Raw genomic sequence first — 26374 nt, 5'->3', positions numbered from 1 at the left:
ATCCAATGACTTGGGTGAGAGATCCACATCATTCTCCTACATCGGGAAAAATCCATGATCTGCAAGCAGTGACGCTTTGCATCGTTAAAATGGCTTCAACGAGACAAACGCAGCCTTTGTTGGGCGCGGATAATACTGTAAACGCCGCCAGATAGCTAAGACCTCGCCTGCACTTCAGTAAATAATTAGCGAAAAAATTCAAAATCAGTGTTTAAAAAAACGCCTAAACCGCACAACAAACTGCCGAGTTCGATCACAGAAATTAGATTAACTCTCTGTCAGTAAAACAAAAAGTCATCGGCTTTTTAAAATTTTCATAATTTTTCATATATTGTCAAAGCCCATTCATCCCTGCAGGCAAGTCCATTCACATCTCCCCTTTATAGTGCTCCCATCAAAAATCGCTTTCGAACGGAGCTCTTCCCAATGACAAAGCCCACTATGCAAACATCGGATAAGTCCTCACGCAGCAATGAGTTAAAGGCGCTGGGATTCATCATTTTCATACTCTTTCCCGCACTGACTGTCGCGGGGATCAGTCTCTACGGTTTCATCATTTGGATGATCCAAGCCTTCGGCGGCGTTGTCGGCCACTAATTCACTGATACTTTGAGGACGCTATTATGAAGTGGTTAACCAACCTCTGGCGCACACTAAACAAACCCACAAAAGCTCTCACCTTAGGCGCTGTCAGCATCAGTGCTTTTATCATGGGCATCATCTTCTGGGGCGGATTTAACACCGCACTGGAAGCCACCAACACCGAAGCCTTCTGTATTAGCTGCCACAGTATGGAAAGCAAGCCTTACCAAGAGTTACAGGAAACGGTGCATTGGTCGAATCACTCTGGCGTGCGCGCTACCTGCCCTGACTGCCACGTGCCCCACAACTGGAGCCGTAAGATTGCCCGTAAGATGGAAGCTTCCCACGATGTTTGGGGCTGGTTATTCAACACGGTCAACACCCCTGAAAAATTTGAAGCTAAACGCCTCGAAATGGCGAGCCGCGAATGGAAACGTTTCGATCGCGACAATTCTCTGGCCTGTAAAAACTGCCATAACTACAACTCGATGAAGTGGGAAAGCATGTCACCACTGGCGCAAAAACAGATGAAACGCGCCGCCGAAATCGACCAAAGCTGTATCGATTGCCACAAAGGTATTGCCCACCATTTACCTGAAATGGGCACGGCCCGCGCACCTGAACTCATCGCCGAAGTGGGCGCTGGCGTCAGCTCAGTCGAAACCAACCAAACCTACTACAGCGCCTTGACTAAGCCACTGTTCTTTAGTGAAAAAGGTGACGTTGAAGCCGGTACCTTAAACGTGGCCACTAAAGTCAAAGTGCTCGAAACCCAAGGTAAGCGCATCAAAATTGGCATCGATGGCTGGCGTAAGAAAATCGGTGCAGGCCGCGTGATCTACATGGACTTTGGGGTAAACATTCTGTCGGCGCAGTTAAGCAAAGATGCCGCCGAAACCGAAGGTGTTATCCAAACCTTTGAAGAGAAAGAAGACCCAATGACAGGCCTGAAATGGCAACGGGTTGAAGCCCAAATCTGGACCGATAAGGATTACCTGCTCACCGAGCTGCAACCACTCTGGGGCTATGCCCGCGACACGTTCCGCTCAAGCTGTAGCGTGTGCCACACCCAGCCAGATGAAGCGCATTTCGATGCCAATACCTGGCCTGGCATGTTCCAAGGCATGTTGGCCTTCGTGAACATGGACCAAGACACCCAAGCGCTAGTGCAGAAATACCTGCAGGAACATTCGTCAACCTTCGTGAAAAAAGAGCACTAATTCGGGAGTAATACCATGAACAGAAGAGACTTTTTAAAAGGCTTAGCCTCAACCTCTTTCGTTGCTTTAGGTGGCAGCTCAGTGTTAGCGCCCTTAAATGCGCTGGCCAGCACAGGCTTAAATGAAGACGAATGGCTGACCACGGGCTCACACTTTGGCGCCTTTAAAATCAAACGTAAAAACGGTGTGATTGCCGAAGTCAAAGCCTTCGATTTAGATAAATATCCAACGGATATGATTAACGGTATCCGCGGCATGGTCTACAACCCATCCCGCGTGCGTTACCCAATGGTTCGCTTAGACTTTTTACTAAAAGGCCATAAGAGCAATACCCAGCAACGGGGGGATTTCCGCTTCGTTCGCGTGACCTGGGATAAAGCATTAAAACTGTTTAAACACTCACTCGATGAAGTCCAAACCAAGTACGGTCCATCGGGCTTACACGCGGGGCAAACCGGCTGGCGCGCAACGGGGCAACTGCATTCCAGCACCAGCCATATGCAGCGTGCGGTGGGGATGCACGGCAACTACGTGAAAAAAATCGGTGACTACTCCACAGGTGCAGGCCAAACCATTCTGCCCTATGTATTAGGTTCAACCGAAGTGTATGCCCAAGGCACCTCTTGGCCGCTGATCTTAGAAAACAGCAACACTATCGTGCTCTGGTCAAACGATCCTTACAAAAACCTGCAAGTGGGTTGGAACGCCGAAACCCATGAGGCCTTCGCTTACCTCGCGCAGTTAAAAGAGAAGGTCAAACAGGGCAAGATCCGCGTGATCAGTATCGACCCTGTGGTCACCAAAACTCAGGCTTACCTTGGCTGTGAACAGTTGTATGTGAACCCACAGACTGACGTGACGCTGATGCTGGCCATCGCCCATGAGATGATCACCCAAAAACTTTACGATGATAAATTCATCCAAGGCTACAGCTTAGGCTTTGAAGAGTTTGTGCCTTACGTGATGGGCACTAAAGACGGTATCGCCAAAACCCCAGAGTGGGCAGCGCCAATCTGTGGGGTTGAGCCACACATCATCCGCGATCTGGCGAAAACCTTAGTGAAGGGCCGCACCCAAATCATGATGGGTTGGTGTATTCAGCGCCAACAACACGGTGAGCAACCTTACTGGATGGCCGCAGTCCTCGCGACCATGATAGGTCAAATTGGCTTACCCGGCGGCGGCATCAGCTATGGTCACCACTACTCTAGTATTGGTGTGCCTGCAACCAATGCGGCGGCGCCCGGCGCCTTCCCCCGTAACTTAGACGAGAACCAAAAACCCCTGTTCGACAGCACCGACTTTAAAGGCGCGAGCAGTACGATTCCCGTCGCCCGTTGGATTGATGCGATTCTCGAACCCGGCAAAACCATTGATGCCAACGGTTCGAAAGTGGTGTATCCCGATATTAAGATGATGATTTTCTCGGGCAATAACCCATGGAACCACCATCAAGACCGTAACCGCATGAAGCAAGCCTTCCATAAGTTGGAATGCGTGGTCACTATCGATGTGAACTGGACGGCGACTTGCCGCTTCTCCGACATAGTGCTGCCCGCCTGCACCACCTATGAGCGCAACGATATCGACGTATACGGCGCCTATGCTAACCGCGGTATTTTGGCGATGCAGAAGATGGTGGAGCCGCTGTTTGAAAGTTTGTCAGACTTTGAAATCTTCACTCGCTTTGCCGCGCTGATGGGTAAAGAGAAAGAATACACCCGCAATATGAGCGAAATGGAGTGGATAGAAACCCTCTATAACGAGTGTAAAGCCGCGAACGCGGGTAAGTATGAGATGCCAGATTTTGCCACTTTCTGGAAGCAAGGTTATGTGCACTTTGGTGATGGCGAGCTGTGGACACGTCACGCCGACTTTAGAAACGATCCTGAAATCAATCCATTAGGTACGCCTTCCGGCTTGATTGAAATCTTCAGCCGTAAGATTGAACAGTTCGGTTATGACGACTGCCAAGGCCATCCAATTTGGATGGAAAAAGCCGAGCGTAGCCACGGTGGCCCAGGTTCGGACAAATATCCTGTGTGGCTACAATCTTGCCATCCGGATAAACGTCTGCACTCACAGATGTGTGAGTCGAAGGAATACCGCGAAACCTACACAGTCAACGGCCGCGAACCCATCTATATCAGCCCTGTGGATGCCAAAGCGCGCGGCATTAAAGATGGCGATATTGTGCGCGTCTTTAACGACCGTGGCCAACTGTTAGCGGGCGCCGTGGTATCGGATCGCTTCCCTAAAGGTGTAGTGCGAATTCATGAAGGCGCATGGTATGGCCCAGTGGGTAAAGATGGCAGCGTCGAAGGCGGCGCCGAAATCGGTGCCCTGTGTAGCTATGGCGACCCGAATACTCTGACCTTAGACATTGGCACCTCTAAGTTGGCTCAAGCCTGCTCAGCCTATACTTGTCTGGTCGAGTTTGAGAAATACCAAGGCAAAGTCCCTAAGGTCAGCTCCTTCGATGGTCCTATCGAAGTCGAAATCTAACCGAGCCCACAAGGCGATGCGCCTAGCCAACTAGGCGCATTCCACTGTTAATCTTGAGGAACATGCGATGAGCAACGTCGATATCAATCATGCCAGAGCCTTAGTGTATCAGCTGCTGTCTTCTCTGTTTGCCCGTGAAATTGATGAGCCGCGCCTTAAGCAACTCACCAGTGAGCAAGCGCAGCAATTCTGGACACAACTGGGTTATGCGCCCGAGTTTAGTGCACCAGTCGCCAGCATACAGAAGGTGCTGAATGGCTTAACGAGCGATGAAGCCTTGCTCGAACTTGCCGCCGATTATTGCGGTTTATTCCTTGTAGGCACAAAGCACAGCGCCTCGCCCTATGCCAGCCTGTACTTGAGCCCCGAGGAAGAACCCTTGCTATTTGGGCAGCAGCATCAACAAATGAGCGAGTTTTTACACCAGAGCAAACTGCAAGTGCAGAGTCACTTCCCTGAACCTGCCGATCACTTAGCCGTGATACTCGCCTATATGGGGCACTTAGCTTGTCACAGTGAAGATGCTGCCCAGTTAAGCTTCCTAAATGCTTGTATAGACTCTTGGTTAGCCAAGTTTGTCGCCAAGGTCGTTGAGTGCGATAGCAAGCACAGCAATGGCTTTTACAGCGCTCTCGCCACACTTACCCTCGCTTGGGTGCAGCAAGATAAACAGCAGTTAGAACAGACAATCAATTGATCGCCACCAGCCTAAAGCCCGAGTAGCGTTAAACCCAAGTAGCGTTAAACCCAAGTAGCGTTAAACCTGAGTCGCATTAAGACTCAAGTTGATGCCTCATGTCCCGCCCTAGAATTAATTAACGAAATGCGGCTCCCAAGGGAGCCGCTTTTTTATTCCTCGATTTGCATTGGTTAAGCAGAAATACGTGCTGTTAAGAACGACTCACTTATAGAGTTAACGTCCTGTCGCGAATACTTTGCTGCTAATCCCGTGCAGCTAATCCAGTGTTGCTAGCCCTGTGTTGCAAGCCATTGCTCAAGCGTTGTCATCGATGCCTGCCAGCAGGCGGTTAATTCAGCCACGGCCTTGCTATCCAATCCATTTTCCCCTGTAGTGTTGAATGTTTTCTCCCACTGCTGACAACACTGGGTCAGTGCTTTTAGCCCCATGCTGGCACTGCTGCCCTTAAGCGCGTGCAATAGTTTTGCACCCTCGCTGAAATGCGCCACAGAGCTTAGCGCCGAGAGTCGCTCAATTTGCTCGGCACTGGAGGTTCGATAGAGCGTCAACATATCACTCACGGCTTTCACGCCTAAGACCTCAAGATCTTGCTGTAACTGGTTAAGATCTAACAAGGTTTCAGCTTGATGGCTCTGGCGGGTAGGTTCGGCATTATTCGGCGATTGAAGTGATTGTGCCGAGTGCGGCGATGACTCATACGATGAGGCTGGAATTGAAGCTGGCACACGCGCAACGCCTAACCATTCTGTCAGGGTTTGTAGGCTCAAAGGTTTAGCCAACACAGTATCAAACCCAGCCTCCCGATACAGGCTAAGATCCTCCGTCTGCATCTGCGCGGTAAAGGCGGCAAACTTCACATTGTCATTGGCGAATAACGCCTTTAACTGGGGTAATAGCGTGAGTCCAGAGCCATCACTCAGCTGAATATCGAGCATCACAGCATCGAATGCCTTATCGCCACTCACATGCGCCAGCGCCTGCTGACAACTGATGGCCAAACTGGAACTGTGGCCTAAATGCGCCAAAAATCCCTGCGCGACCATGGCATTGACCTTGTTGTCTTCAATCACTAACACCCGCAGGGGATTAACCCGTTTTTGCACCTGAGTTTGCGTATCCAATGCCCTATCACACTGGGTAAAGCTCAGCTCAAAACCAAATTCACTGCCCTTGCCTGGCTCGCTCTTGACCCAAATGCCAGGCCCCTGTGCATCCATCAGTTCAACTAACTGTTTGCAGATGGCAAGCCCTAAGCCTGTCCCACGGCTGCGCCCCTGATTAGGCAATACGCAGTAAGGCATAAATAATTGCTCGCGCACCTCGGGCGCAATCCCCACGCCGGTATCGGCCACCACAAAGGTCAACTTATCGCCTCGTACGCTGACATTGAGACTCACGCCGCCTTCGGGGGTGAATTTAATGCCGTTACCAATCAAGTTAAACAACACTTGCCTCAGCTTAGGGCCATCAATCTGAATACACGCGGGTAACTGGGGACGATTCAGCCTTAGGCTCAATCCCGCTAAATTGGCGCCCGCCACCATGATCGCCAGCACTTCATCGAGCAGGGCATTGATATCCGTTGGCCGCGGCTCATTGGTTAAATTACCCTGCTCGAGGCGGGAGAAATCGAGAATATCGCTCAGCACGGTTTGCAGCAGCGTGCCGCTGTATTGCGACAACGCGAGCATCTGTTGCTGCGCGGGCGGTAACTGACTATGGCCGAGCAGGGTGAGCGTCCCGAGTAAGCCATTGAGCGGGGTGCGGATTTCATGGCTCATGGTCGCCAAGAATTGGGATTTTGCCTGACTCGCCTCCTCGGCAACGATTCTTGCCTTAGCATGGCCTTTGGCCTCCGCATCGAGGCGCAGGTTGGCTTCGGCCAATTCCTGCGTGCGCGTGGCCACGGTTTGTTCGAGGGCCTTTTTATGCTCGGTCAGCTCATCGGCGACCTGGCGTAAATCCGTCTGTAATTTCAGGTTATGGGCGGTTTTTCGCTTAAATGCCTCGATGGCATTGGCCATGGCGGTCAACTCATCGTCGCCGTGGGCATCGAGGCTCACATTGGTGTCCCCTAAACTTAAGCGCGACATGGCCTCGGTCGCCTGATTTAACCTCAAGGCAATGCCGCGATAGATCACTCGATAAACCACGACCGCCATGATAACCAACATTAATATGCCCGTACCCCACAGCCCCAAACGGGCGTAAGACAACTGCATTAAATAATCACTGCGCGCCAGCTCCGCCCGCTGCTGCTGTTGATTAAGCGCACTGTCCACCAGCGTGTTGAGGCTATAGAGTTTTTCCGCTAACTCCTGCTGCTGACGCTGTTGGCGCTGTAGGCTTTGGCTCAGTTCTCGCTGTAATTTAATGATTTTTGGGGTATGGAGAAGGAGTGCCAGTTCCGCCTTTAGCGCATTGAGCCTGCCAGGGTCGCGGATAAGCTCAGCCACTGTGGTGAGCGCCATTAAATCGATACCCACCTCTGCCGCTGGCGCCTCAGTGGTCGCCAGCTCGATAGCCGTCCCTTGCTTTGGATGATCTGGATGATTCTGCGCCATGGGGTGGGATGGTGCAGTGCTGGCAAAGGTTGCCAATAAACGGGGAACACTCAATTGCAGTTCGGACTGTAATTCGGATGCCTCAAATAACTGACTGAGCAGCGCAATTTGATGCACTAACTTGAGTGCGCGGTTGAGCTGCTCCTGCACATCTAACTCTCGCTCAATCACATCATCGAGCAATTGGCCACTGCGTTTATCCCCCGCCATATCTGGGTAGGCTTGGCTGAGTTTTGCCAAAATCGCCGAGTCGACGACCGCCAATTCAGATTGCAATAACTCAGAGGCGCGGCCTGCGGCAACCGATAATTCGCGGGCCCTAAGCTGTAACTCATCGCCTAAGGTAATGCGCTGGCCGACACTCTTACCCAATAAGGTTAGTTGCTCGATGATTTGCCCAGCTAATACGGATAAATGATTATCTTCGTTCACATCCAGTGTTAGTAACACTTTGATGCTATTTAACATTGTGGCGCTTTCAAGGCTGAGCTTACGGCCGATAAATTCCCGCTGCCGCTCGTCCTCCACTTGGCCTAACTGGGTCACGCCATCGGATAAGGCATTAGAGGCCTGCACTAATTGGCGCGCGGCTTGAGAGGCGGGTAAGGATTCTTCATACAGATAACTGTCGGCCTGTTTAAGCCAATGCAAACTCAGGCTACCTAAGCTAACCAGTAGCAACAGCAATACCCCAAGCACGCCGAAGGCGAGCATGAGTCTGCCGGTTAAACTACTTCGCGATAAAGATAAAGGCGCCACACTTGTTCCTTCTGTTACAATGCCTTCGAAATAATCACTGTGGATGATACGAGACAATGGGAAAATTTTGGCAAGCTTTGCTCACACTCACCACTTTTGGCCTGTCATGTTTATCTGCAACTGGCGCCAACAGCCAAACTTGGCCATTGGAGCAACGCCATCCCTTTAATGCCAAGATTCAGCAGGCGCAGGCACTCGATTATCATCCCCTGAGTAAAGCACAACAGGCTTGGCGCATTTGTGCCTTAGTCCCCCACCTGAAGGATGCCTATTGGATTGGCATCGACTACGGCCTGATCCAACAGGCGAAACACCTCGGTGTGTCGCTGGATCTGTTCGAAGCGGGCAGCTACTACCATCAAGATAAACAGCTCGAGCAATTAAGCGCCTGCATGAAGGGAGATTACGACGCGATTTTGCTTGGCGCCGTGAGCCCCAATCTGCTCGAACAGTTTTCTGAGCCGCTAACTAAACCCGTGCTCGCCCTAGTGAATAAGCTCAATGCTGAGCAAGTGCAGACCCATATCGGCGTTAACTGGTATCAAATGGGGCTCAGCGCGGGCAATTTTATTAAGGCGGATGCCAAAGCGCATACGCCCACCCAGCCGACCACCTTGGCCCTCTTAGCGGGCCCTGAAAACCTCGGTGGCACAGATTTAGTCGAACAAGGCATTCGTCATGCCCTCGAGGGCAGCAATGTCAGCATCAGTGCGATTCAGCATGCCGATAACAATCGCAATCTCTACCGCGATCAATTACAGATTCTGCTTAAGGCCCAGCGCCCCGACTATATTCTCGGCAGTGCGGTGGCGATAGAAGCCGCTGTTAGTACCCTCAAACAAAAACAGCTGACGCAAGACATCAAGCTGGTGAGCAGTTACTTCTCCCCCGCGATTCTGCGCGGCTTAAAGCGACAAAAAGTGGTCTACAGCAATGATGACTTGGTCGTGTTACAGGGCAAACTCGCCATCGATGTCACGGTAAAACAACTCGAAGGCGCTGCGCCTTTTGGCGATATAGGTCCTGCTATCGTTGAGCGCACGACCTCACAAAATACCTTATCGGATCTTAGCTTTAGTCTCGCCGAAGCGGATTTTTATCCCCTGTATCAAGTGCGCCCCTGAGTGCTTAACAAAGCGATTAACTCTGCGCTTAATATAGCTATAAAATCATGGGCTTAAGTTAGCGATTAGTCATCCACCTTAGCGGCAAATAAATAGCCTTCACCATGGACAGTGACAAAGAGTTCGGGATTAAGCTTATTACGCAGGCGACGGATGATGACATCTATGGTTCTGTCATTCACATCCTGATTGCGATGACTGGTTTGCTGCATTAAGCGCTCGCGGGAAAGTACCTGCTGCGGATGCAACGCAAAGGCGGTTAACAACTCAAATTCGGCCTTAGTGAGCTTGATAAGTTCCTCCCCTTGGCGCAGCTTACGGCTGTTTAATTCAAGCCGATAGCCTTCAAAGCTCATCACATCATCGGGCTCGGATAATTCCTGCACCAGCGCTTGTTCGGCTTGTTTTACCAGAGAAATCCGCCACAGTAGGTTTTTAACCCTAACCAATAGCTCCCGCAGCTCGAAGGGCTTAGTCACATAATCATCGGCGCCCATCTCAAGGCCAACGATTTTATCAATCGATTCATCACGGCCCGAGACTAAGATAATCCCCACATGGGAGCGGCTACGTAACTCACGGGTTAAACTTAAACCATCCACCCCGGGCAAGTTAATGTCTAACATAATTAAATCAATATGTTGACGATTAAACTCGTGCCACATCTGCTCGCCATCGGCCGCCTCGACAACGCGGTAACCTTCTTTTTCAAAATACCCTTTCAATCGAGCACGAATAACCGCTTCATCATCGACAACGAGCACACTATAGGCCATGTTCTACATCTCTTATTTTGCTTAACTGAATTATTCATACTTTTTCATATTTGCATATGAGGAAAAGGTAAAATATGCGATCTCCGTTACTTTCTCGCACAAAAAACTGCCGAACTTTTACAGTAACATCAATATGACATATGCTTAGGCATATTGATTGGGGTGAGCACTAACAAACTATGAACAATAAAGAAGTAGTGATTGATGAAAGACGAAAGTTCTCGCGGATCCTCTTTGCCGCTAGCGCATCGGTACACCAAGGCGATAAACAGTGGCAAACCACCATACTCGACCTCAGCCTAAATGGCGCACTGGTGGACGAACCTGCCGGATTTAGCCATTCAGGTGAACCTATCATCCTCAGTTTTACCTTGCCGGGCTCGGATATTGAGCTGCAAATGGAAACCGAGTTAGTGCATCAACGCAACCAGCAACTGGGCCTGAAATGTAACTTTATCGATGTTGACAGCATCAGCCACCTCAAACGCATCGTTGAGCTGAACCTAGGCGATGCGTCGATACTGAATCGTGAATTAGCGCTATTTATCGAAAAACACAACAGCGCCGATTAAGCGAAAGCTCAGCGCGACACAGGCTTCACCGCCGATAACACCATAAAAAACAGCGCCATTAGGCGCTGTTTTTGTTTTGATCATTATATCGCTTCGAGGGCTTCGGATAATTTTGCCACGCCCACCACTTCCATGCCCGCTGGCGGCTTTTTCGGCACATTGGCACGGGGCACAATCGCCCGCTTAAAGCCATGTTTGGCGGCTTCAACGAGGCGTTCTTGACCATTGGGCACGGGGCGAATTTCCCCGGATAACCCCACTTCACCAAATACCACTAAATCGCTCGGTAAAATATCGCCACGGAAACTCGACACCATGGCCAGCAGCAAGGTTAAGTCGGCACTGGTTTCCGTCACTTTAACCCCACCAACGACGTTGACAAACACGTCCTGATCCGACATTTGTAACCCACCATGACGATGCATCACTGCCAGTAACATGGCTAAACGGTTTGCATCCATGCCCACAGCGACTCGGCGTGGGTTCGACATCGCCGAATTGTCCACCAGCACCTGAAGTTCTACCAGCAGCGGACGCGTACCTTCCCACACCACCATCACTAAGGAGCCAGAGGATTCTTCTTCACCGCGGGAGAGGAAAATCGCCGAAGGGTTAGCCACTTCCTTCAAACCACGCTCGGTCATGGCGAAGACGCCTAACTCGTTAATCGCCCCAAAACGGTTCTTGTGGGAACGCAAGGTGCGATAACGGCTGTCGCTATCCCCTTCAAACATCACAGAACAATCGATACAGTGCTCGAGCACTTTAGGTCCGGCGAGGCTACCGTCTTTGGTCACATGGCCAACCATAATCACGGCAATGCCGTTTTGCTTAGCAAAGCGAGTTAAATAGGAGGCCGATTCACGCACCTGCGACACGCTGCCGGGGCTCGATGCTACATCGCTCATGTGCATGACTTGAATAGAGTCGACGACGATGACTTTTGGCGATTCTTGCAGGGCGACTTCGCAGATCTGCTCCACACTGGTCTCGGATAACATCCGCAGTTTATTGGTCGGCAACCCTAAGCGATGGGCGCGCATAGCGACTTGCTGCAAAGACTCTTCACCCGTCACATAGAGCGCAGGCATTTGCTCGGCTAAATGGCACAGGGTTTGGAGTAACAGCGTACTCTTACCGGCACCGGGATGACCGCCAATCAGAATCGCAGAGCCTGGCACTATACCGCCTCCGAGCACCCGGTCGAGCTCGCCAAAATGGCTCACAATCCGTGGTAACGCATTGAGGTCAATTTGGTCTAAGGTTTTGACTTCGCTACTACCAGCACCGGCATAACCCGCAAACTTAGTTCCCCGTCCGGGCGAGGCGGCGCCTAAGCGCACTTCGGTTATCGTATTCCACTCCTGACAAGCACTACACTGCCCTTGCCAGCGAGGAAAATCCTGTCCACACTCATTGCACACGTACGCGGTTTTATTCTTTGCCATAACTTATTAAAATCTGTATAAAATCAATTTAAGTAACTGTGAATACTGCCGACATTAGACTAACACAGCACGGCATAAAATCAGCATTAGAAAAGACCCTACATGAGTTTAGATAACCATAATGCACTCATAGAACAGCTCAAGCCGCTACTCATGGAACCGAATTTCCAAGAGATTTTTCAGCAGCTGACTGCCGATGAAAACAATTCGACCCGTTTTCTGTTGAAAATGGAGTTGAATCGTTTGGCTTCGCCCTGCACCCGGATTATCGATCTTAGGGACAAATCTGAGTTGCCCTGCACCGAAGTCATGCTCGGCCAACAGCGCCATTTTCTCGATGAGCCCGCCAAGCATAGTCTGCAAGCGGCCATGTCTTTATACCGCAATAAGTACACCTTAGGGGTGTATGAATATGTCATCGCCGCCCATCAACAGCGGCGACAAAAACTGCGTCAGGTAACACAACAAACCGATAGCGTCGAACCCGAGCCGTTTATGGTGCCCGGCGTGGTGCTCGGCAGTTATTTTAACCGCGCCGAAGAGCGGATGAATTACAGTATCCGCATTGCGGTGTCGCAACCCGGACGGACGGAAATGCCGGGGATCACCGTCGATTTATCGGTTGGCGGTGCGCGCATTCGCTTGGCGGCGAATCATCCCTTCGACCTCGATAAGCCCCTTAAGGTCAAACTGCTCGAGCTGAGTGAAGAATATTACTATCCCGATTTACAACTCGGGGTCGATTATCAGATTGTCGATAGCCAAACCAATGGTGAATTCGTTTGGTTACGCTTGCGCAGGATTGGTGGTACCGATGCTTTAGGTGAAATGCTGGGCAACTTAATCCGTGGTTATAAACTTCGTTATAAGCTGGATGTGAATGATGTCTTAGTGACGGCGTCGGGTTTGGGGTTCGAGCGTCATTACCTACCGCACCTGCCGCATCTGCCTTTGTTTCTCAATCAGCAGTCCCAATCCATCACCCATATGCTGCTGAGCCGCGACAATCAGCAGATAGTGCATTATTTTCAGGATGAGAATGATATCAGCCAGTTGCCCGCCATGCTGACGCCGGCAAGGCTCTCTGCGCTAGTCAATCATCCCGAAAATCCCGATTACGGATTGTTTTTTAGTTTTACCTACAACGCCCAAGGCTCACTGTATTTTTACTCGGCCACCTTAGCCGAATTAAAAGCCAAGGGCATGACGTCTTTATTCCTCGGTTTTGCCTCAACGAAACCGAGCTGGCGTATTTTCAAACTCATCCCAGATAAGATTTACCATGCTAAAGGCTATCGCCGTGCGACCTTGCCGGGGGATGATGCCAAGTACAGTCCGCTGGTGGAGCAGCAATTGTCCCAGTTCAGCCATATGCTGCAACTTATAGACCTCACCAATGAGGATGAAAGGGCCAGCTACAAAGCTTGGCAGGACGATAGCAATGCCAATGCGCTCAAAGCCTTTGGCCAGCAGCGCCTAACGGCACACCAAATCAAGCCAGTTTCGATGCAATTTAGTGAGCGTCGACAGGAAGCGCGTTTTGCCTTCAAAACCTTAGTCAATGTGTCACAGGGTGCCCTAAAAGCGACGGGCATAACCTTAGATATTTCTGGCAGAGGCATGCAGCTGACTCTGGATAATCCGACTGAGTTTGCCACCAACAAGCCAATAATGATCAGTTTGCCTAAGTTGCAGACCATTGCCGGTAAGACTCAGCTGGATAATTTGCCCTACCGCCTAGTGCGTACTCGTAAAAATGGCGTAACGCTCCATTTAGCCGCGGTCATGGGTCACACGCCCCACGTTGGGGTGGAGTTTTTAAATAAACTGATCGCCCATAACCGTGAAAAACTCGAACAGCTGACCGAGAACAATAGCGAGATAACAGAGCTCGCCGATGGTTTAAAAAACATTCTGCTACGCGAGCTGCACTCGGTCCCCTACTTTGTTGAAAAAACAACAAAATCGGCACAGGTCGCCTGTTTAGGGGTCAGCACTGAGCATGATGAAATCAGCGATATTTTTGCCGCAGGTTCCTCGGATACCCTGCAATATAATCTCGCGCCGCTACTAAAAGATGGATTCTTTAAACGGGACATTCTCGATCCTATCCGCCAAATGAAGCCGCAGCAGGATATGGATTTTATTGAGGTATTTATCCAATTGACCCGCCAGTCCCGCGGTCAATTCCATTTAAAATGTGTTCCCGCCACCGAGCTTGGAGATGCGCAGGCCAAAATCGCCTTTATCAACCAAAGTAAACTGGCGGGACGCTTTATGGCGCTGCGGATTTACCGTGGTGCAACCGAGAAACCGGATATGGGTTACCTGCGCCGCGAATTGGAATACATCAACATCCACGCAAACCACAGGGCGAAACAACTCGAGGAACAACTCTGGCGGATTATCGGTGTAGGGGAACTACTCGATATCACCCAAGAGGTGGAGCTGCGCTACCCTACTCTGCAAAAATAAACTAGGGTGCATCGCCCTAGTCTTTTAACACCGCCAATTCAAACCCGAGATACCAATCGCGGATCAGTGGAAAATGGTCACTCATCGCATCCATATGGGTCAGCATATCCGCATGACCATAGTCGTGCTTAAAGCCATTCGCCTTTGAGAGCAGAGTGTATTTCACTTGGCGAAAACCACATTCAGAGATCATATCGGCGACATCTTCGGGATGCCCAAGCACAGTATCGTTTTGCCCAGCAATAAACCACGCGACGGGCCAGTGGGCCGCCTTCGCCGCCTTGCCATAGTCGAAGCCATCGTCATGGTCACGCCACTCTCCACGCACCCAATCTATGCTTTGAGTTAATGAGGCGCGGCTCTCGTTATCCATACCGACACGCAGCTTATCGGCGGCGAGATACCCCTGCCCCACGGCTAAACTCGGGGCGAGGCGATTCCAAAACACATCGACCATCAACCATTTTTTAAAGGACTTCACTCGAATCGTGCGTTTACTGCCAAAGGTTAGCAGTGAACGTACACTCTGCTGCAATTCGGGGTAACGCGCTAAGGCGCTTGCCATCAACACGCCGCCCCAAGAATGCGCGCACCAATGCAATTGCGATGGCGCAGGCTTTCCCTGCTCCTGACAAAGCTGTTGATGTATCTTCAAAATATGCTGCTGCACTAATGGCAGTTGCTCGCGGATCACCTCGCCTTGCCCTAGAGTAAAGCCACGCGCAATTTTGGGCAGACTCAAACCTCTACCTGCCGTATCCAGCACATAAACCACAAAGCCCGCCTGAGCGAGAAAGCATCCTAAGCCTCGACCACTCTGGCTGTAAAATACCCGGCCATTGGACATAGCACCATGCAACATCAAGATCGGAGGCTTTGAAAAATCCGCATTAGCAGGCAACAACTGGCGCAGGTGCAGCTGTCCATCTCGGTAAGGAATATAAAGGGAAGTTTGTGCGGGCGTTTGCGCCGAGTGTTGGGATGAAGAGGAAGTCAAAGTCAGTCGCTGGTAGTCCATTGATGAACACTAAACTACCAGCTAAGCGTCAAAAAACAAGAGTCATTACTCTAATGTTAACGACTCGGAAACAGCGGATAAATTAAAACTGCAGCAGATAAGGCAATACCCGCAGATCTAAACTGCGGATCCGCGCATCAGCCGCCGCCGCAAGTTTAGGCTTAGCATGGAAGGCAATCCCAAAGTCCGCCGCCTGCACCATAGGAATATCGTTTGCACCGTCACCGATGGCAACACGCTGCCCAACAGGGATCTGCCAGTCTTGGCTACAACGGTTCACCACATCGGCCTTAAACTGGGCATCGACGACTTTCCCCGTGACGGTTCCCGCGAGCTTGCCGTCCGCAATCACTAATTCATTGGCAAAGGCTGCGTCTAAATTCAACAGCTGTTTTAAGTGACCAACGAACGGCGTAAAGCCGCCTGAAGCCACAACGAGGCGCCAATGGTGCCACTTAAGCTCGGTCAGCATGGCCTCAAGGCCAGGCATCAGTGGCAAAGTGTCACACAGGGTTTGAATAATTCTGGCATCGGCGCCCTCGAGCTGGGCCACCCTTTGGCGCAAACTCTGCTCGAAATCCAGCTCGCCCTGCATCGCGCGCTCTGTGATCGCCGCCACTTGCTCGCCGACCCCTGCCATCGCGGCAAGTTCATCAATACATTCAATTTGGATCGCGGTAGAATCCATGTCCATCACCAGTAAACCGGGCTCGCTCAGTTTAGGTAATGGGCCACGAATAAGGTGTAACTCCACCTGTGATGGACAGGTGGCTAACAGCTCGGCACTCGGCTCCACGGGAAGCGCTAATTCAACGCAATGCAACGCCACTTGACGGCGAATAGGTGCGATGGAGAGCGAGGCTAATTTAAGGTTTTTAGCTAGAGAAACAATCCAAGCCGCTAATGAGTCTTCAATGCCTAAATCTTCGTAAATCAGACGCATAGCAAATCCACTTGGGGATGGCCGCGTAGACGATTCCTGATAAGCCTCGAAACAGAGCCCCTGATATTCAAAGCGAGGTGAAGGGCTAGCAGCTAACCATACAAACAGCGCATTTTGGTTCAAGCTTTCCATAGGACTCGTGTTCTCCAACTATCGGGCTCACTCAGAATCAATTATGATTAGGCAAGCGCTCTAACTATTAAGGGTCAAAGTGTTATATCTTAAAGGGCTAAAGAAAAGCCATAAAATCAGTAGACTGCTCCAAATCGCCATCGCCCTGACCTTGATGGTCGGCTTAGTGCAATTGTGGCAGACAAGCCTACTACAAGGTCAGCTGCTTCTAAAGTCCCAAACGCAAAAGATGGCCAGATTACTGGTACAACAAACGGCCTACAGCGCGGCACCCGCCCTACAATTGCAAAACGATGAGCAGCTCCAATGGCTGGCCAGCGCCCTAGTCGAAGATCCTAAGGTAATGTCGGCGGCCATTTTCAGCGACCAAGGTATACGCTTAGCCTTCGCCCAAAGCCTGACCAATGAAGCCTTAGATCCAGAATCGGAAGACATGAGTTTGCTCCTAAGCAAATATCCGCCCTATGTCGAACCCGTGATCCAAGATGGAAAAAATTTAGGCTATGTTGAGGTTAGACTCGATACCAAACTATTTTTTAATGAAATCAAAGAAGCACATAACCTAAATATGGAGCAGCAGCAAATGATGCTGCTGGTTGCCGGCCTTATCGGTATGTTGTTATCCCGCGCCTTGTCCTTTAAGCGCGCCGATTTTGACCGCCGTCGCACCCGCGCCAAATTGCGTAAAAACCCTAAGAAGAATAAAGCCATAAAAGCCCCCGAAGCGGCCGAGGAAGCTAAACCATCGGATAGTCAAGATACCCAGCAGGATGCCGTTATCGCAAGTGGCACTGAGGCTGTGCAAAAGCCGGCAGAAGCTAAAAAGGCCAAAGAAAGCAAAGAAGCACAGGATCTCGACACTCTGCCCTTGGAGAAATCGGCCGTCAGCAAGGCGCAGAATGAAGACAGCAATCAAGCGATTGCCGAACCTAAAGTGAAGAAAACCAAAACAAGCGCAGAAACAAAAGCTGCACTTGCGCCAGAACCCGTATCAGAGCAAGCAGCAGAGAAAGCGCTTGAGGTGAAGCCAGAGCTTAAACCAGAGAAAGAGACAAAGGATGAGTCATCATCTGAGCCAACGCCTCAGTCTCAGTCTAAAACGGATACCAAAGAACAGGCGACTCAAGCTTCAGTCACCGAGGCGCCAAGCTCAACGCCCGCGCCGAATAAATCTAAGGTTAAATCGGTGCGCAGAGTGAAAACCACTGTGGCGAAATCTACCGCAGAGAAAGCCCCAGCTCAACCAAGCGATTTAGATACCGATTCTACGGGTTAATCGAGGCGTATCAGCTCAAACTGAAGCATCTTGGGTTTAGCGCCGCCTTACAAAATTATCCATCCAAGAGCCAGCAACCCTGCTAAACCGATTGAACTTGAAGATAACGAGGCAATAAAAAAGGGTTCGCAATGCGAACCCTTTTTTTATAACGAAATTAGCGACACATTACAGCGTAATAGCAGCGTCTAATGTCATCACGATCATATCGTTGAACGTGGTTTGACGCTCATCAGAAGTGGTTTTTTCGCCAGTACGGATATGGTCAGATACAGTTACCACACACAGTGCACGAGCACCGAATTCATGGGCAACACCGTATAAACCAGCGGCTTCCATCTCTACGCCTAACACGCCCATTTTTTCCATCACGTCAAACATTTGTGGATCAGGAGTGTAGAACAGATCGGCAGAGAAAACGTTACCAACACGGATCTTAGTGCCTTTCACTTTGGCAGATTCGATCACAGCATTCATCAGCTCGTAGTTCGCGATAGCAGCGAAATCTTGGCCTTTGAAACGTAAACGGTTAACTTGAGAATCGGTACAAGCACCCATGCCGATGATTACATCGCGCACTTTAACGTCAGTGCTGATCGCGCCACAAGTACCCACGCGGATCAGGTTCTTAACGCCGTAGTCTTTAATTAATTCAGTTGCATAGATTGAGCATGAAGGAATACCCATGCCTGAACCCATAACAGAAATACGTTTACCTTTGTAAGTACCGGTAAAACCTAGCATGTTTCGAACGTCAGTCACTTGCTCAACATTTTCTAAGAATGTTTCAGCAATATATTTTGCACGTAATGGATCGCCAGGAAACAGAACTGTCTCAGCGAATGCGCCCTCTACAGCATTAATGTGTGGTGTTGCCATCGAAATAACCCCTGTTTATTTTATTAAGACTTAAGTCTTTGTTTACTGGCGGCCCAATGTTGGCCGCCAAATCGAGATCTTGCACGTTTACTTAGATAAACGACTCACCGTATTCCATCGGCTCAAGCTTGAAGTAACTTGCGATAGATTGGCCGATATCGGCGAAACTGTTACGGCGACCGAGTGAACCCGCTTTCAGCCCTGCGCCATAGGCCAATACAGGCACATATTCACGGGTATGGTCAGTACCTTGCCATGTTGGGTCGCAACCATGGTCAGCGGTGAGGATTAACAGATCGTCCTCATCCAGCAACGCGAGCATTTCTGGTAAACGCGAGTCGAAATACTCCAGCCCTTTCGCATAACCTGCCACATCACGGCGGTGACCATAGTGGGAGTCAAAATCAACAAAGTTAGTGAATACAATAGTATTTTCACCCGCTGATTTCACTTCGGCTAAAGTCGCATCAAATAGCGCTTCTAAACCGTTTGCCTTCACCTTTTTGGTGATGCCACAGTAAGCGTAAATATCGGCAATCTTGCCCACACTCACGACTTCACCACCGGCGGCTTTTAACTTATCTAATACTGTCTTCGCTGGCGGCTCGAGGGAGTAATCCTTACGGTTACCAGTACGAGCAAAGTCGCTTGGGCCTGTGCCATCGAATGGACGCGCAATCACGCGACCAATGTTGTAAGGCTCTAACTCTTCACGGGCGATTTCGCAAAGACGATATAAATTTTCTAAACCAAATGTGCCTTCATGGCAGGCAATCTGGAATACCGAATCCGCCGAAGTGTAAAAAATCGGCTTGCCAGAACGCATGTGCTCTTCGCCTAACTCTTCCAGAATCGTGGTACCAGAAGCATGGCAGTTACCTAAAAAGCCATCGAGTCCTGCACGGGCTAGAATCTTATCTGTCAGCTCTTTAGGGAACGAGTTTTGGTGCTCGCTGAAATAGCCCCAGTCAAATAATACGGGCACACCCGCCATTTCCCAGTGACCGCTCGGGGTATCTTTACCCGAACTTAATTCTTGAGCGTGGCCATAGGCACCAATCAGCTCAACATTGTCCGCAAAGCCTGGAGCAAACGCCCCCGTGCTTTCCATCGCCGCATGGGCTAAACCTAAACGCGCCAAGTTTGGCAGCGTTAACGGGCCTTCACGGCCGATATCGGCTTTACCTTCGGCACACGCTTTAGCGATATGGCCAAAAGTATCAGAACCTAGATCCCCAAACTTGGCGGCATCGCCAGCGGCGCCCACGCCAAAGGAATCCAACATCATTATAACTGTACGTTTCATAATTCTTCCTTAAAGATCCGCTGCTCGGATATAAGCATAGATCTCAGGTGTTTTTTCTGGAGCGACTTCATCAATACGAATCGCTTTTTTCACGGCTTCTTCCGCCTGAGCAAAGGCATCTTCAGATTGTGCGTGGATCACGGCAATCGGTGTTGAAGCATCAATCTTATCGCCAAGGGCACAGACTTGCGTCAGACCAACACTGTAGTCGAGTGCATCACCAGGCTTGCGACGACCACCACCTAAGGTAACCACAGCTAAACCGAGTTCGCGGGTGTCCATGCTGTGGGCATAACCTTGGGTATCGGCAAAGACTGGGCGAATAATTTGCGATTGCGGTAAGTACTTACTGTAGTTTTCGACAAAATCGACTGGACCACCGAGGCCTGAAACCATCTTGCCAAAGATCTCGGCAGCGCGGCCGTTATCTAATACGCGGTTTAACTTGGCACGGGCATCCGCTTCATCGGTCGCGAGGCCACCAAGGAGTAACATCTCGGCACAAAGACCCATAGTCACAGCGTACAGACGAGGATTACGGTAAGCACCGGTTAAGAAGTCGATGGCTTCTTTCACTTCAACCGCATTCCCCGCACACGAGGCTAATACTTGGTTCATGTCAGTGAGTAAGGCCGTTGTTTTAGTACCAGCGCCATTGGCTACCGCTGCAATACTACGAGCAAGCTCTTCAGAGGCTTCGTAGGTTGGCATAAATGCGCCGCTACCGACTTTGACGTCCATCGCCAATGCATCGAGACTACAAGCTAATTTCTTAGAGAGAATTGAGGCGGTGATGAGGGAGATGGATTCGACGGTCGCAGTGTTGTCACGGATGGAATAAAAACGTTTATCGGCGGGAACCAGATCGCCAGTTTGGCCGATAATCGCCACACCAACGTCTTTAACTACTTTGCGGAACAATTCACTCGAAGGTTCGGTTTGATAACCGGGAATAGCGTCGAACTTATCGAGCGTACCGCCTGTGTGTCCGAGTCCGCGACCCGAAATCATCGGCACATAACCACCGCAAGCCGCAGCCATGGGGCCGAGCATGAGACTAATCACATCACCGACACCACCTGTACTGTGTTTATCGATGACAGGGCCATTCAGACCAAGTGATTGCCAGTTGAGTACAGTGCCAGAATCGCGCATTGCCGTGGTCAAAGCGATTCTTTCATCCATATTCATGTCATTAAAATACACAGCCATGCCTAGTGCGGCGATCTGACCTTCCGACACTGCATTAGTGGTTATGCCCTTAACGAAGAACTGGATCTCTTCTGTACTTAAGGCTAACCCATTGCGTTTCTTACGTATAATTTCCTGAGCTAGAAACATGATACTGCCTCCAAGCTAAATACTAATACAACATATCCGTTATTTAGCTTTGCAATGAAACATCAAAACTGTAGCAATATTACAATTACATGCTATCGAAGTTTTGATGTTTCCAACTAGATTTAGGTCACACTTAATTAGTTTCGATATACGATTTTGGTATTAATCGAGATGCAATGTTCGATTAATAGCCTTGAGTCGGCTTAGGCGCATCGGCTAATTCTAATGTGTGTAACAAGCTGTTGAGTAAGCTTGAAGCACCAAATCTAAAGGTACGTGGAGAGACCCAATCCGCACCGAGAATACGCTCAGCCACACCTAAAAACTCTGCAGCTTGAGCAGCATCACGTACGCCGCCAGCAGGCTTAAAGCCCACTTTGGTGTTCTTTTCACTGATCACAGTCAGCATGATTTCGGCCGCTTCAAGGGTCGCGTTGACAGGTACTTTACCGGTAGAGGTCTTGATAAAATCAGCACCCGCATCGATAGACAGTTCAGAGGCGCGGCGGATAAGCGCAGGATCGGCTAATACACCTGATTCGATAATCACTTTCAGTAATACATCGCCACAGGCTTCTTTACAGGCTTTGACTAACTCGTAACCGACACTTTCGTTACCTTCCATCAGCGCGCGGTATGGGAATACCACGTCAACTTCATCGGCACCATAGGCAACGGCGGCACGGGTTTCTAATACAGCAATAGCAATATCATCGTTACCGTGTGGGAAATTGGTTACTGTTGCGATTTGAATGTCTTCTGCGCCCAGCTCATCGAGGGTCTTACGTGCGATAGGAATGAAGCGAGGATAGATACAGATGGCAGCAGTATTACCCGCTGGTGTCACGGCTTTGTGACACAGGTCGATCACTTTCTGATCGGTATCGTCATCGTTTAAGGTGGTTAAATCCATAAGTTCGATGGCGCGTTGTGCTGCTTTTTTTAAATCAGTCATAATAGCTCTCCAAAATAAAAAACAAATAAATAGAAATCAGTCGCTTATACGCAACGCTCAGAGCTGGCATTATTTTGATTATTTTTATATGGCCGGGCCTTCAGGCGATGCCGAGTAATTTGTGTAGGGCAAATTACATTTTTATTAGGTATTCAATCTTGCCTATGCATAACACATACGCATCCTGACACTTAAATGAACTATAAGTGATCACGACTTGAATCCTTGAAGACCGGAAGAGAGGATACGAATAATGTCTTGTTCCTACTTTTCCGCGAAAAATCCGTTTTAGCGCGAGAAAAACACAAACCTTTATATAAACGCACTGCTCAAATTATAAATGGGTTTAGATAAAGATTCATGACACATAAAAGATGGAGCCGCCATCGCGGCTCCAACGGCTTTTACAAGAAATTAGAACTTGTAAGTAGCTGACAGGTAGTGAGACCAACCTGTTGATTCTAGAGCCAGTGCACCAGCACCGTCTTCTAACAGGTAAACGTCTTTGAAGCCTTTCAAGCCATAGCCCAGAGCGTAACGATCTGAGTGCCAGTATAGACCGAAGAAGATGTTACCACCGTTAGAGGTTTTTGGTACGAAAGCAGTCTTGTCTTCGTCAGCACCGAATTGGTAATCGATGTAACCTTGGAATGACAGGAAGCTCTTGTTGTCGAAGAAGTAGAAAGGCTTGAACCAGTTAGCAGAGAATTGGTAACCGTTCCACTCTTTCGCGTTCATGTCGTAATAACCGTACAGGTTCATACCTGTTTTGCCTAACCAAGGCACGTTTACGTCAGCACCAACACCCCAGAAAGTAGAGTTAACGCCTTCACCGTTCAGACCGTCCCAGTTGAACAGAGTAGAGAAGTAAACTTCTTGTACTGGACCGAAAGATAAATCTTTACCAGTTAATGCATCGATAGAAACACGTGGAGCAAATTTCATGAACAGTTTGCTGGTGCCTGAACCTGGGTTCTTGTCACCGTCTTTGGTGTTCTCGTTTGCTAAGTTGAATACGTCAACATAACCATACAGATCGAAAATACCAGAACGGCCGCCGAACTCCATTTCTAAGTAGTTGTGTTGGTCGCCAGAAGCTGGGTTATCAGGCTTTTCGCCGATAGAGTACATAGCGTTGAACTGCATCCACTTGTAGTCAGAACCGTGAAGGTCTGAACGGTCTGCAGCAAATGCGTTACCAGACATTGCAGCTACTGCTGTAGCAGCTAAAGCTAAAGTTTTAACGTTTTTCATCATCAACCCCATTATTTTGTTTGCTACCGTCAAGGGTAGCGTTCTTTTTGTGGCGCTCGCATTCTACCTCGATTAAAAAAAATCTCAATAATCTGGCGTAAAATCACGAACACAAAATTCTTAATTGTGAACAAAGTCGCGACTTGTTGTTTACGATTAATTAACTTAACCGTACGTCACGACTGTTAAGACAGCATCACAGCTAAAGTCTAGTTGTAATCTGGCCTATACAATCGGGAAATATTCACTACTGGAAAATGGTTGAATTAACTTAGGTCCCGCCCTGCATGGTCAGGACCCAGTTAGTGGGGAGCGTCTCCCCTACACGTCTATGCTTAGATAGCTAAGAACAGACCTGCAATTGTTGCACTCATTAAGTTAGCTAAAGAACCGGCGATAACAGCACGGATACCTAACTTAGCTAAATCGTGACGACGGTTAGGAGCCATAGCACCTAAACCACCTAGCAGAATCGCAATAGAAGACAAGTTAGCGAAACCACACAGTGCAAATGAAATAATCGCTTTGGTTCTGTCAGTCATTGCTAAACCAGTGTCAGCAACAATCATACCGCCATCAGCGATGTCTTTTAGGTATGGAGCAAAGTTCAGGTAAGCTACGAATTCGTTAACAACGATCTTCTGACCGATGAAAGAACCAGCAACCAGTGCTTCGTTCCAAGGTACACCGATTAAGAAAGCTAAAGGCATGAAGATGTAACCAAGGATCAGTTCCAGTGTTAAACCTTCAACACCGAACCAACCACCTACACCACCGATGATGCCGTTGATCATTGCGATCAAACCAACGAAGGCTAACAGCATTGCACCAACGTTTAACGCTAAGTGCATACCAGATGAAGCACCCGCAGCAGCAGCGTCTAAGACGTTAGCTGGCTTATCAGGATCTTCTGGTAATTCATCCATGTCGTTTTTAGCAACTTCAGTCTCTGGGTGCATCAGTTTAGCCATTAATAGACCACCTGGTGCCGCCATGAATGACGCAGCAACTAAGTACTCAATAGGCACGCCCATTTGCGCGTAACCAGCAAGTACTGAACCTGCGATAGAAGCTAAACCACCCACCATGATCGCAAACAGTTCTGATTGAGTCATAGTTGGGATGAATGGACGAACCACTAACGGCGCTTCAGTTTGACCAACGAAGATGTTAGCAGTCGCAGACATAGATTCAGTACGGCTTGTGCCTAATGCTTTTTGCAGACCACCACCGATGATACGGATGATCCACTGCATGATGCCTAAGTAGTACAGAACGGCGATCAGAGAAGAGAAGAACACGATAACTGGCAACACGTTTACCGCGAAGATAAAGCCAAGTTTGAAGTTAGCTAAATCACCGAACAGGAAGCCGATACCGTTTTGTGCATAACCGATAACGCTAGAAACCGCGTCAGATACACTTTTCAGGATATCTTTACCGACAGGAACGTACAGTACAAAACCACCGAAGGCGGCCTGGATGGCTAATGCACCACCCACAGTACGCAAGTTAATTGCTTTTTTGTTATTCGATAGGAGGAAACCTATCGCAAGTAGGACGACCACCCCTACTAAGCTCATCAATATATTCATTAACCATCACCCTATTGTTAACACTTTTTAATTATGTTGTTAATCAACCTATTTCCGAGTCAGATTATACCCGAGAGAAAGTCGAAAATCGTCGTTTTGATCAAAATTTTGGAGTTTAATTTCAACCGCTTAGAGCAAAATGCTATTGCGACCTACACCTGTTTAACCAAAAACAACTAAAGGTCAAACAGTTGCATTGCATTCGACACCAAGTGTTCTGATATTAGAACACTAGATTTTTTTTGCAAAGTTGCAATTTTGTCTATAAAAAGTACAGCGTTAGCGGGTTGATTCCGTTTTTCTGTAACATTTTGCGGGGTCATGGCAGGAGAATCAGTCTCAAGTAGGAAGCTGTCTAGGGGCAATTCGCTGACGGTTTTGAGCAGTTTTTTCGCATTGGGATTCATCACTAAGCCCCCAATACCTAGCTTAAAACCCAACTTAATATATTCAGCAGCTATATCGGGACTGCCAGAAAAGGCGTGTATTACGCCACCTTTTGGGAGTTTGTGGCGCTTTAAATGGGACAATACCTCTTGATGAGCTTTGACTGCATGGACGATAACGGGCAAGTTCAGCTCATTGGCGAGAGTTAGCTGCGCATCGAAAAATGCTAACTGTTTACTCCAATTATCAGCATAAAGTTTGTCTAATCCGCATTCACCAATAGCAACAAAACGGGGACATTCTCGTAACTGAGAAACTTGAAATGTTAATGTAGAAATAGCCTTATCAACATCTTCGGGGCAAAACCAAGGATGGATACCTAAGGCAAAATAACATTGATATTGCTCTGCAATCGCCAACTGCTTTTCCCAATGCAGCGGGGAAACTCCCGGAATAATCAGATTATCGATGCCCGCTTGTCGCATACGCTGCACGACCTGTTCGCGGTCACTATCAAACTCTGCGAAATCGAGGTGTGCGTGGGTATCTAGCATCATCAATCT

20 protein-coding genes are annotated in these 26374 nt (G+C 49.2%); 8 read left to right on the top strand and 12 right to left on the bottom strand.

Translation table 11 applies throughout. From position 1 onward, the window contains the following. The first annotated feature begins 426 nt into the window (after positions 1-426). From torE to torD, 4 genes are all read left to right on the top strand, one after another. On the top strand, positions 427-597 hold the full coding sequence (torE, locus tag N5E87_RS05360; RefSeq protein ID WP_011621844.1) for a trimethylamine N-oxide reductase system protein TorE: 171 nt from the start codon (positions 427-429) through the stop codon (positions 595-597). Positions 598-623: 26 nt separating this feature from the next. Next, on the top strand, positions 624-1802 hold the full coding sequence (gene torC, locus N5E87_RS05355; RefSeq protein WP_011625513.1) for a pentaheme c-type cytochrome TorC: 1179 nt from the start codon (positions 624-626) through the stop codon (positions 1800-1802). Positions 1803-1817: 15 nt separating this feature from the next. Then, positions 1818-4307, top strand: coding sequence for a trimethylamine-N-oxide reductase TorA (torA, locus tag N5E87_RS05350; RefSeq protein ID WP_011621842.1), 2490 nt, complete (start codon positions 1818-1820; stop codon positions 4305-4307). 67 nt (positions 4308-4374) lie between these two features. Further along, a complete protein-coding gene (torD, locus tag N5E87_RS05345) occupies positions 4375-5004 on the top strand; it encodes a molecular chaperone TorD (RefSeq protein WP_279775137.1) in 630 nt (209 codons plus the stop codon). A gap of 272 nt (positions 5005-5276) precedes the next feature. Here the strand turns inward: torD and torS are convergent, their stop codons facing one another. Next, positions 5277-8330 carry a TMAO reductase system sensor histidine kinase/response regulator TorS gene (torS, locus tag N5E87_RS05340; protein WP_279775136.1) on the bottom strand — a complete coding sequence of 1018 codons (3054 nt, stop codon included), beginning with the start codon at positions 8328-8330 and terminating at the stop codon, positions 5277-5279. 56 nt (positions 8331-8386) lie between these two features. Here torS and torT point away from each other — a divergent pair, with 56 nt between their 5' ends. Further along, positions 8387-9454: a TMAO reductase system periplasmic protein TorT gene (gene torT / locus N5E87_RS05335; RefSeq protein ID WP_279775135.1), complete on the top strand. Its 1068-nt coding sequence runs from the start codon at positions 8387-8389 to the stop codon at positions 9452-9454. Positions 9455-9519: 65 nt separating this feature from the next. On the opposite strand, the gene torR is transcribed toward torT, so the two are convergent. Next, positions 9520-10230: a two-component system response regulator TorR gene (gene torR / locus N5E87_RS05330; protein WP_011625509.1), complete on the bottom strand. Its 711-nt coding sequence runs from the start codon at positions 10228-10230 to the stop codon at positions 9520-9522. A 200-nt stretch (positions 10231-10430) separates the two neighbouring features. Here torR and N5E87_RS05325 point away from each other — a divergent pair, with 200 nt between their 5' ends. Further along, the gene (locus tag N5E87_RS05325) at positions 10431-10802 is read left to right on the top strand and encodes a PilZ domain-containing protein (protein WP_279775838.1); all 372 of its coding nucleotides are present in this window, start codon (positions 10431-10433) and stop codon (positions 10800-10802) included. 83 nt (positions 10803-10885) lie between these two features. Here N5E87_RS05325 and radA read toward each other — a convergent pair whose 3' ends face one another. Continuing rightward, positions 10886-12250 carry a DNA repair protein RadA gene (gene radA, locus N5E87_RS05320; RefSeq protein ID WP_011621836.1) on the bottom strand — a complete coding sequence of 455 codons (1365 nt, stop codon included), beginning with the start codon at positions 12248-12250 and terminating at the stop codon, positions 10886-10888. Positions 12251-12352: 102 nt separating this feature from the next. Here radA and N5E87_RS05315 point away from each other — a divergent pair, with 102 nt between their 5' ends. Further along, positions 12353-14725: a PilZ domain-containing protein gene (locus N5E87_RS05315; protein WP_279767309.1), complete on the top strand. Its 2373-nt coding sequence runs from the start codon at positions 12353-12355 to the stop codon at positions 14723-14725. A gap of 16 nt (positions 14726-14741) precedes the next feature. Here the strand turns inward: N5E87_RS05315 and N5E87_RS05310 are convergent, their stop codons facing one another. Then, entirely contained in the window at positions 14742-15743 is a 1002-nt protein-coding gene (locus tag N5E87_RS05310; RefSeq protein WP_279767307.1) for an alpha/beta fold hydrolase, read from the bottom strand. A gap of 82 nt (positions 15744-15825) precedes the next feature. Next, entirely contained in the window at positions 15826-16818 is a 993-nt protein-coding gene (serB, locus tag N5E87_RS05305) for a phosphoserine phosphatase SerB (RefSeq protein ID WP_279775134.1), read from the bottom strand. 79 nt (positions 16819-16897) lie between these two features. Here serB and N5E87_RS05300 point away from each other — a divergent pair, with 79 nt between their 5' ends. Continuing rightward, positions 16898-18094, top strand: a complete 1197-nt coding sequence (locus N5E87_RS05300) for an AhpA/YtjB family protein (protein ID WP_279775133.1) — start codon at positions 16898-16900, stop codon at positions 18092-18094. Between the two features lie 168 nt (positions 18095-18262). Here the strand turns inward: N5E87_RS05300 and deoD are convergent, their stop codons facing one another. From deoD to N5E87_RS05265, 7 genes are all read right to left on the bottom strand, one after another. Further along, positions 18263-18973 carry a purine-nucleoside phosphorylase gene (deoD, locus tag N5E87_RS05295; protein WP_011621831.1) on the bottom strand — a complete coding sequence of 237 codons (711 nt, stop codon included), beginning with the start codon at positions 18971-18973 and terminating at the stop codon, positions 18263-18265. Positions 18974-19064: 91 nt separating this feature from the next. Then, complete coding sequence (locus N5E87_RS05290; protein WP_055647280.1) at positions 19065-20279, bottom strand: phosphopentomutase; 1215 nt, start codon at positions 20277-20279, stop codon at positions 19065-19067. A 9-nt stretch (positions 20280-20288) separates the two neighbouring features. Next, positions 20289-21620, bottom strand: coding sequence for a thymidine phosphorylase (deoA, locus tag N5E87_RS05285; RefSeq protein ID WP_011625502.1), 1332 nt, complete (start codon positions 21618-21620; stop codon positions 20289-20291). A gap of 184 nt (positions 21621-21804) precedes the next feature. After that, positions 21805-22575 carry a deoxyribose-phosphate aldolase gene (gene deoC / locus N5E87_RS05280; RefSeq protein WP_011716152.1) on the bottom strand — a complete coding sequence of 257 codons (771 nt, stop codon included), beginning with the start codon at positions 22573-22575 and terminating at the stop codon, positions 21805-21807. Positions 22576-22989: 414 nt separating this feature from the next. After that, entirely contained in the window at positions 22990-23829 is an 840-nt protein-coding gene (locus N5E87_RS05275) for an outer membrane protein OmpK (protein WP_011716151.1), read from the bottom strand. Between the two features lie 335 nt (positions 23830-24164). Further along, entirely contained in the window at positions 24165-25424 is a 1260-nt protein-coding gene (locus N5E87_RS05270) for a NupC/NupG family nucleoside CNT transporter (RefSeq protein WP_011716150.1), read from the bottom strand. 176 nt (positions 25425-25600) lie between these two features. Then, entirely contained in the window at positions 25601-26365 is a 765-nt protein-coding gene (locus tag N5E87_RS05265; protein ID WP_176370337.1) for a TatD family hydrolase, read from the bottom strand. Positions 26366-26374: the final 9 nt, after the last annotated feature.

Source organism: Shewanella sp. GD03713 (genome assembly GCF_029843705.1).
Classification (GTDB): domain Bacteria; phylum Pseudomonadota; class Gammaproteobacteria; order Enterobacterales; family Shewanellaceae; genus Shewanella.
Note: the sequence above shows the minus strand (reverse complement) of the source record. Positions and strands in the feature narration are given on the sequence as shown.

Coding starts and splice junctions, on each gene's coding strand:
- torE (WP_011621844.1), top strand. CDS start 427: ATGACAAAGCCCACTATGCAAACATCGGATAAGTCCTCACGCAGCAAT.
- torC (WP_011625513.1), top strand. CDS start 624: ATGAAGTGGTTAACCAACCTCTGGCGCACACTAAACAAACCCACAAAA.
- torA (WP_011621842.1), top strand. CDS start 1,818: ATGAACAGAAGAGACTTTTTAAAAGGCTTAGCCTCAACCTCTTTCGTT.
- torD (WP_279775137.1), top strand. CDS start 4,375: ATGAGCAACGTCGATATCAATCATGCCAGAGCCTTAGTGTATCAGCTG.
- torT (WP_279775135.1), top strand. CDS start 8,387: ATGGGAAAATTTTGGCAAGCTTTGCTCACACTCACCACTTTTGGCCTG.
- torR (WP_011625509.1), bottom strand. CDS start 10,230: ATGGCCTATAGTGTGCTCGTTGTCGATGATGAAGCGGTTATTCGTGCT.
- radA (WP_011621836.1), bottom strand. CDS start 12,250: ATGGCAAAGAATAAAACCGCGTACGTGTGCAATGAGTGTGGACAGGAT.
- N5E87_RS05315 (WP_279767309.1), top strand. CDS start 12,353: ATGAGTTTAGATAACCATAATGCACTCATAGAACAGCTCAAGCCGCTA.
- N5E87_RS05310 (WP_279767307.1), bottom strand. CDS start 15,743: ATGGACTACCAGCGACTGACTTTGACTTCCTCTTCATCCCAACACTCG.
- serB (WP_279775134.1), bottom strand. CDS start 16,818: ATGGAAAGCTTGAACCAAAATGCGCTGTTTGTATGGTTAGCTGCTAGC.
- deoD (WP_011621831.1), bottom strand. CDS start 18,973: ATGGCAACACCACACATTAATGCTGTAGAGGGCGCATTCGCTGAGACA.
- N5E87_RS05290 (WP_055647280.1), bottom strand. CDS start 20,279: ATGAAACGTACAGTTATAATGATGTTGGATTCCTTTGGCGTGGGCGCC.
- deoA (WP_011625502.1), bottom strand. CDS start 21,620: ATGTTTCTAGCTCAGGAAATTATACGTAAGAAACGCAATGGGTTAGCC.
- deoC (WP_011716152.1), bottom strand. CDS start 22,575: ATGACTGATTTAAAAAAAGCAGCACAACGCGCCATCGAACTTATGGAT.
- N5E87_RS05275 (WP_011716151.1), bottom strand. CDS start 23,829: ATGAAAAACGTTAAAACTTTAGCTTTAGCTGCTACAGCAGTAGCTGCA.
- N5E87_RS05270 (WP_011716150.1), bottom strand. CDS start 25,424: ATGAATATATTGATGAGCTTAGTAGGGGTGGTCGTCCTACTTGCGATA.
- N5E87_RS05265 (WP_176370337.1), bottom strand. CDS start 26,365: ATGCTAGATACCCACGCACACCTCGATTTCGCAGAGTTTGATAGTGAC.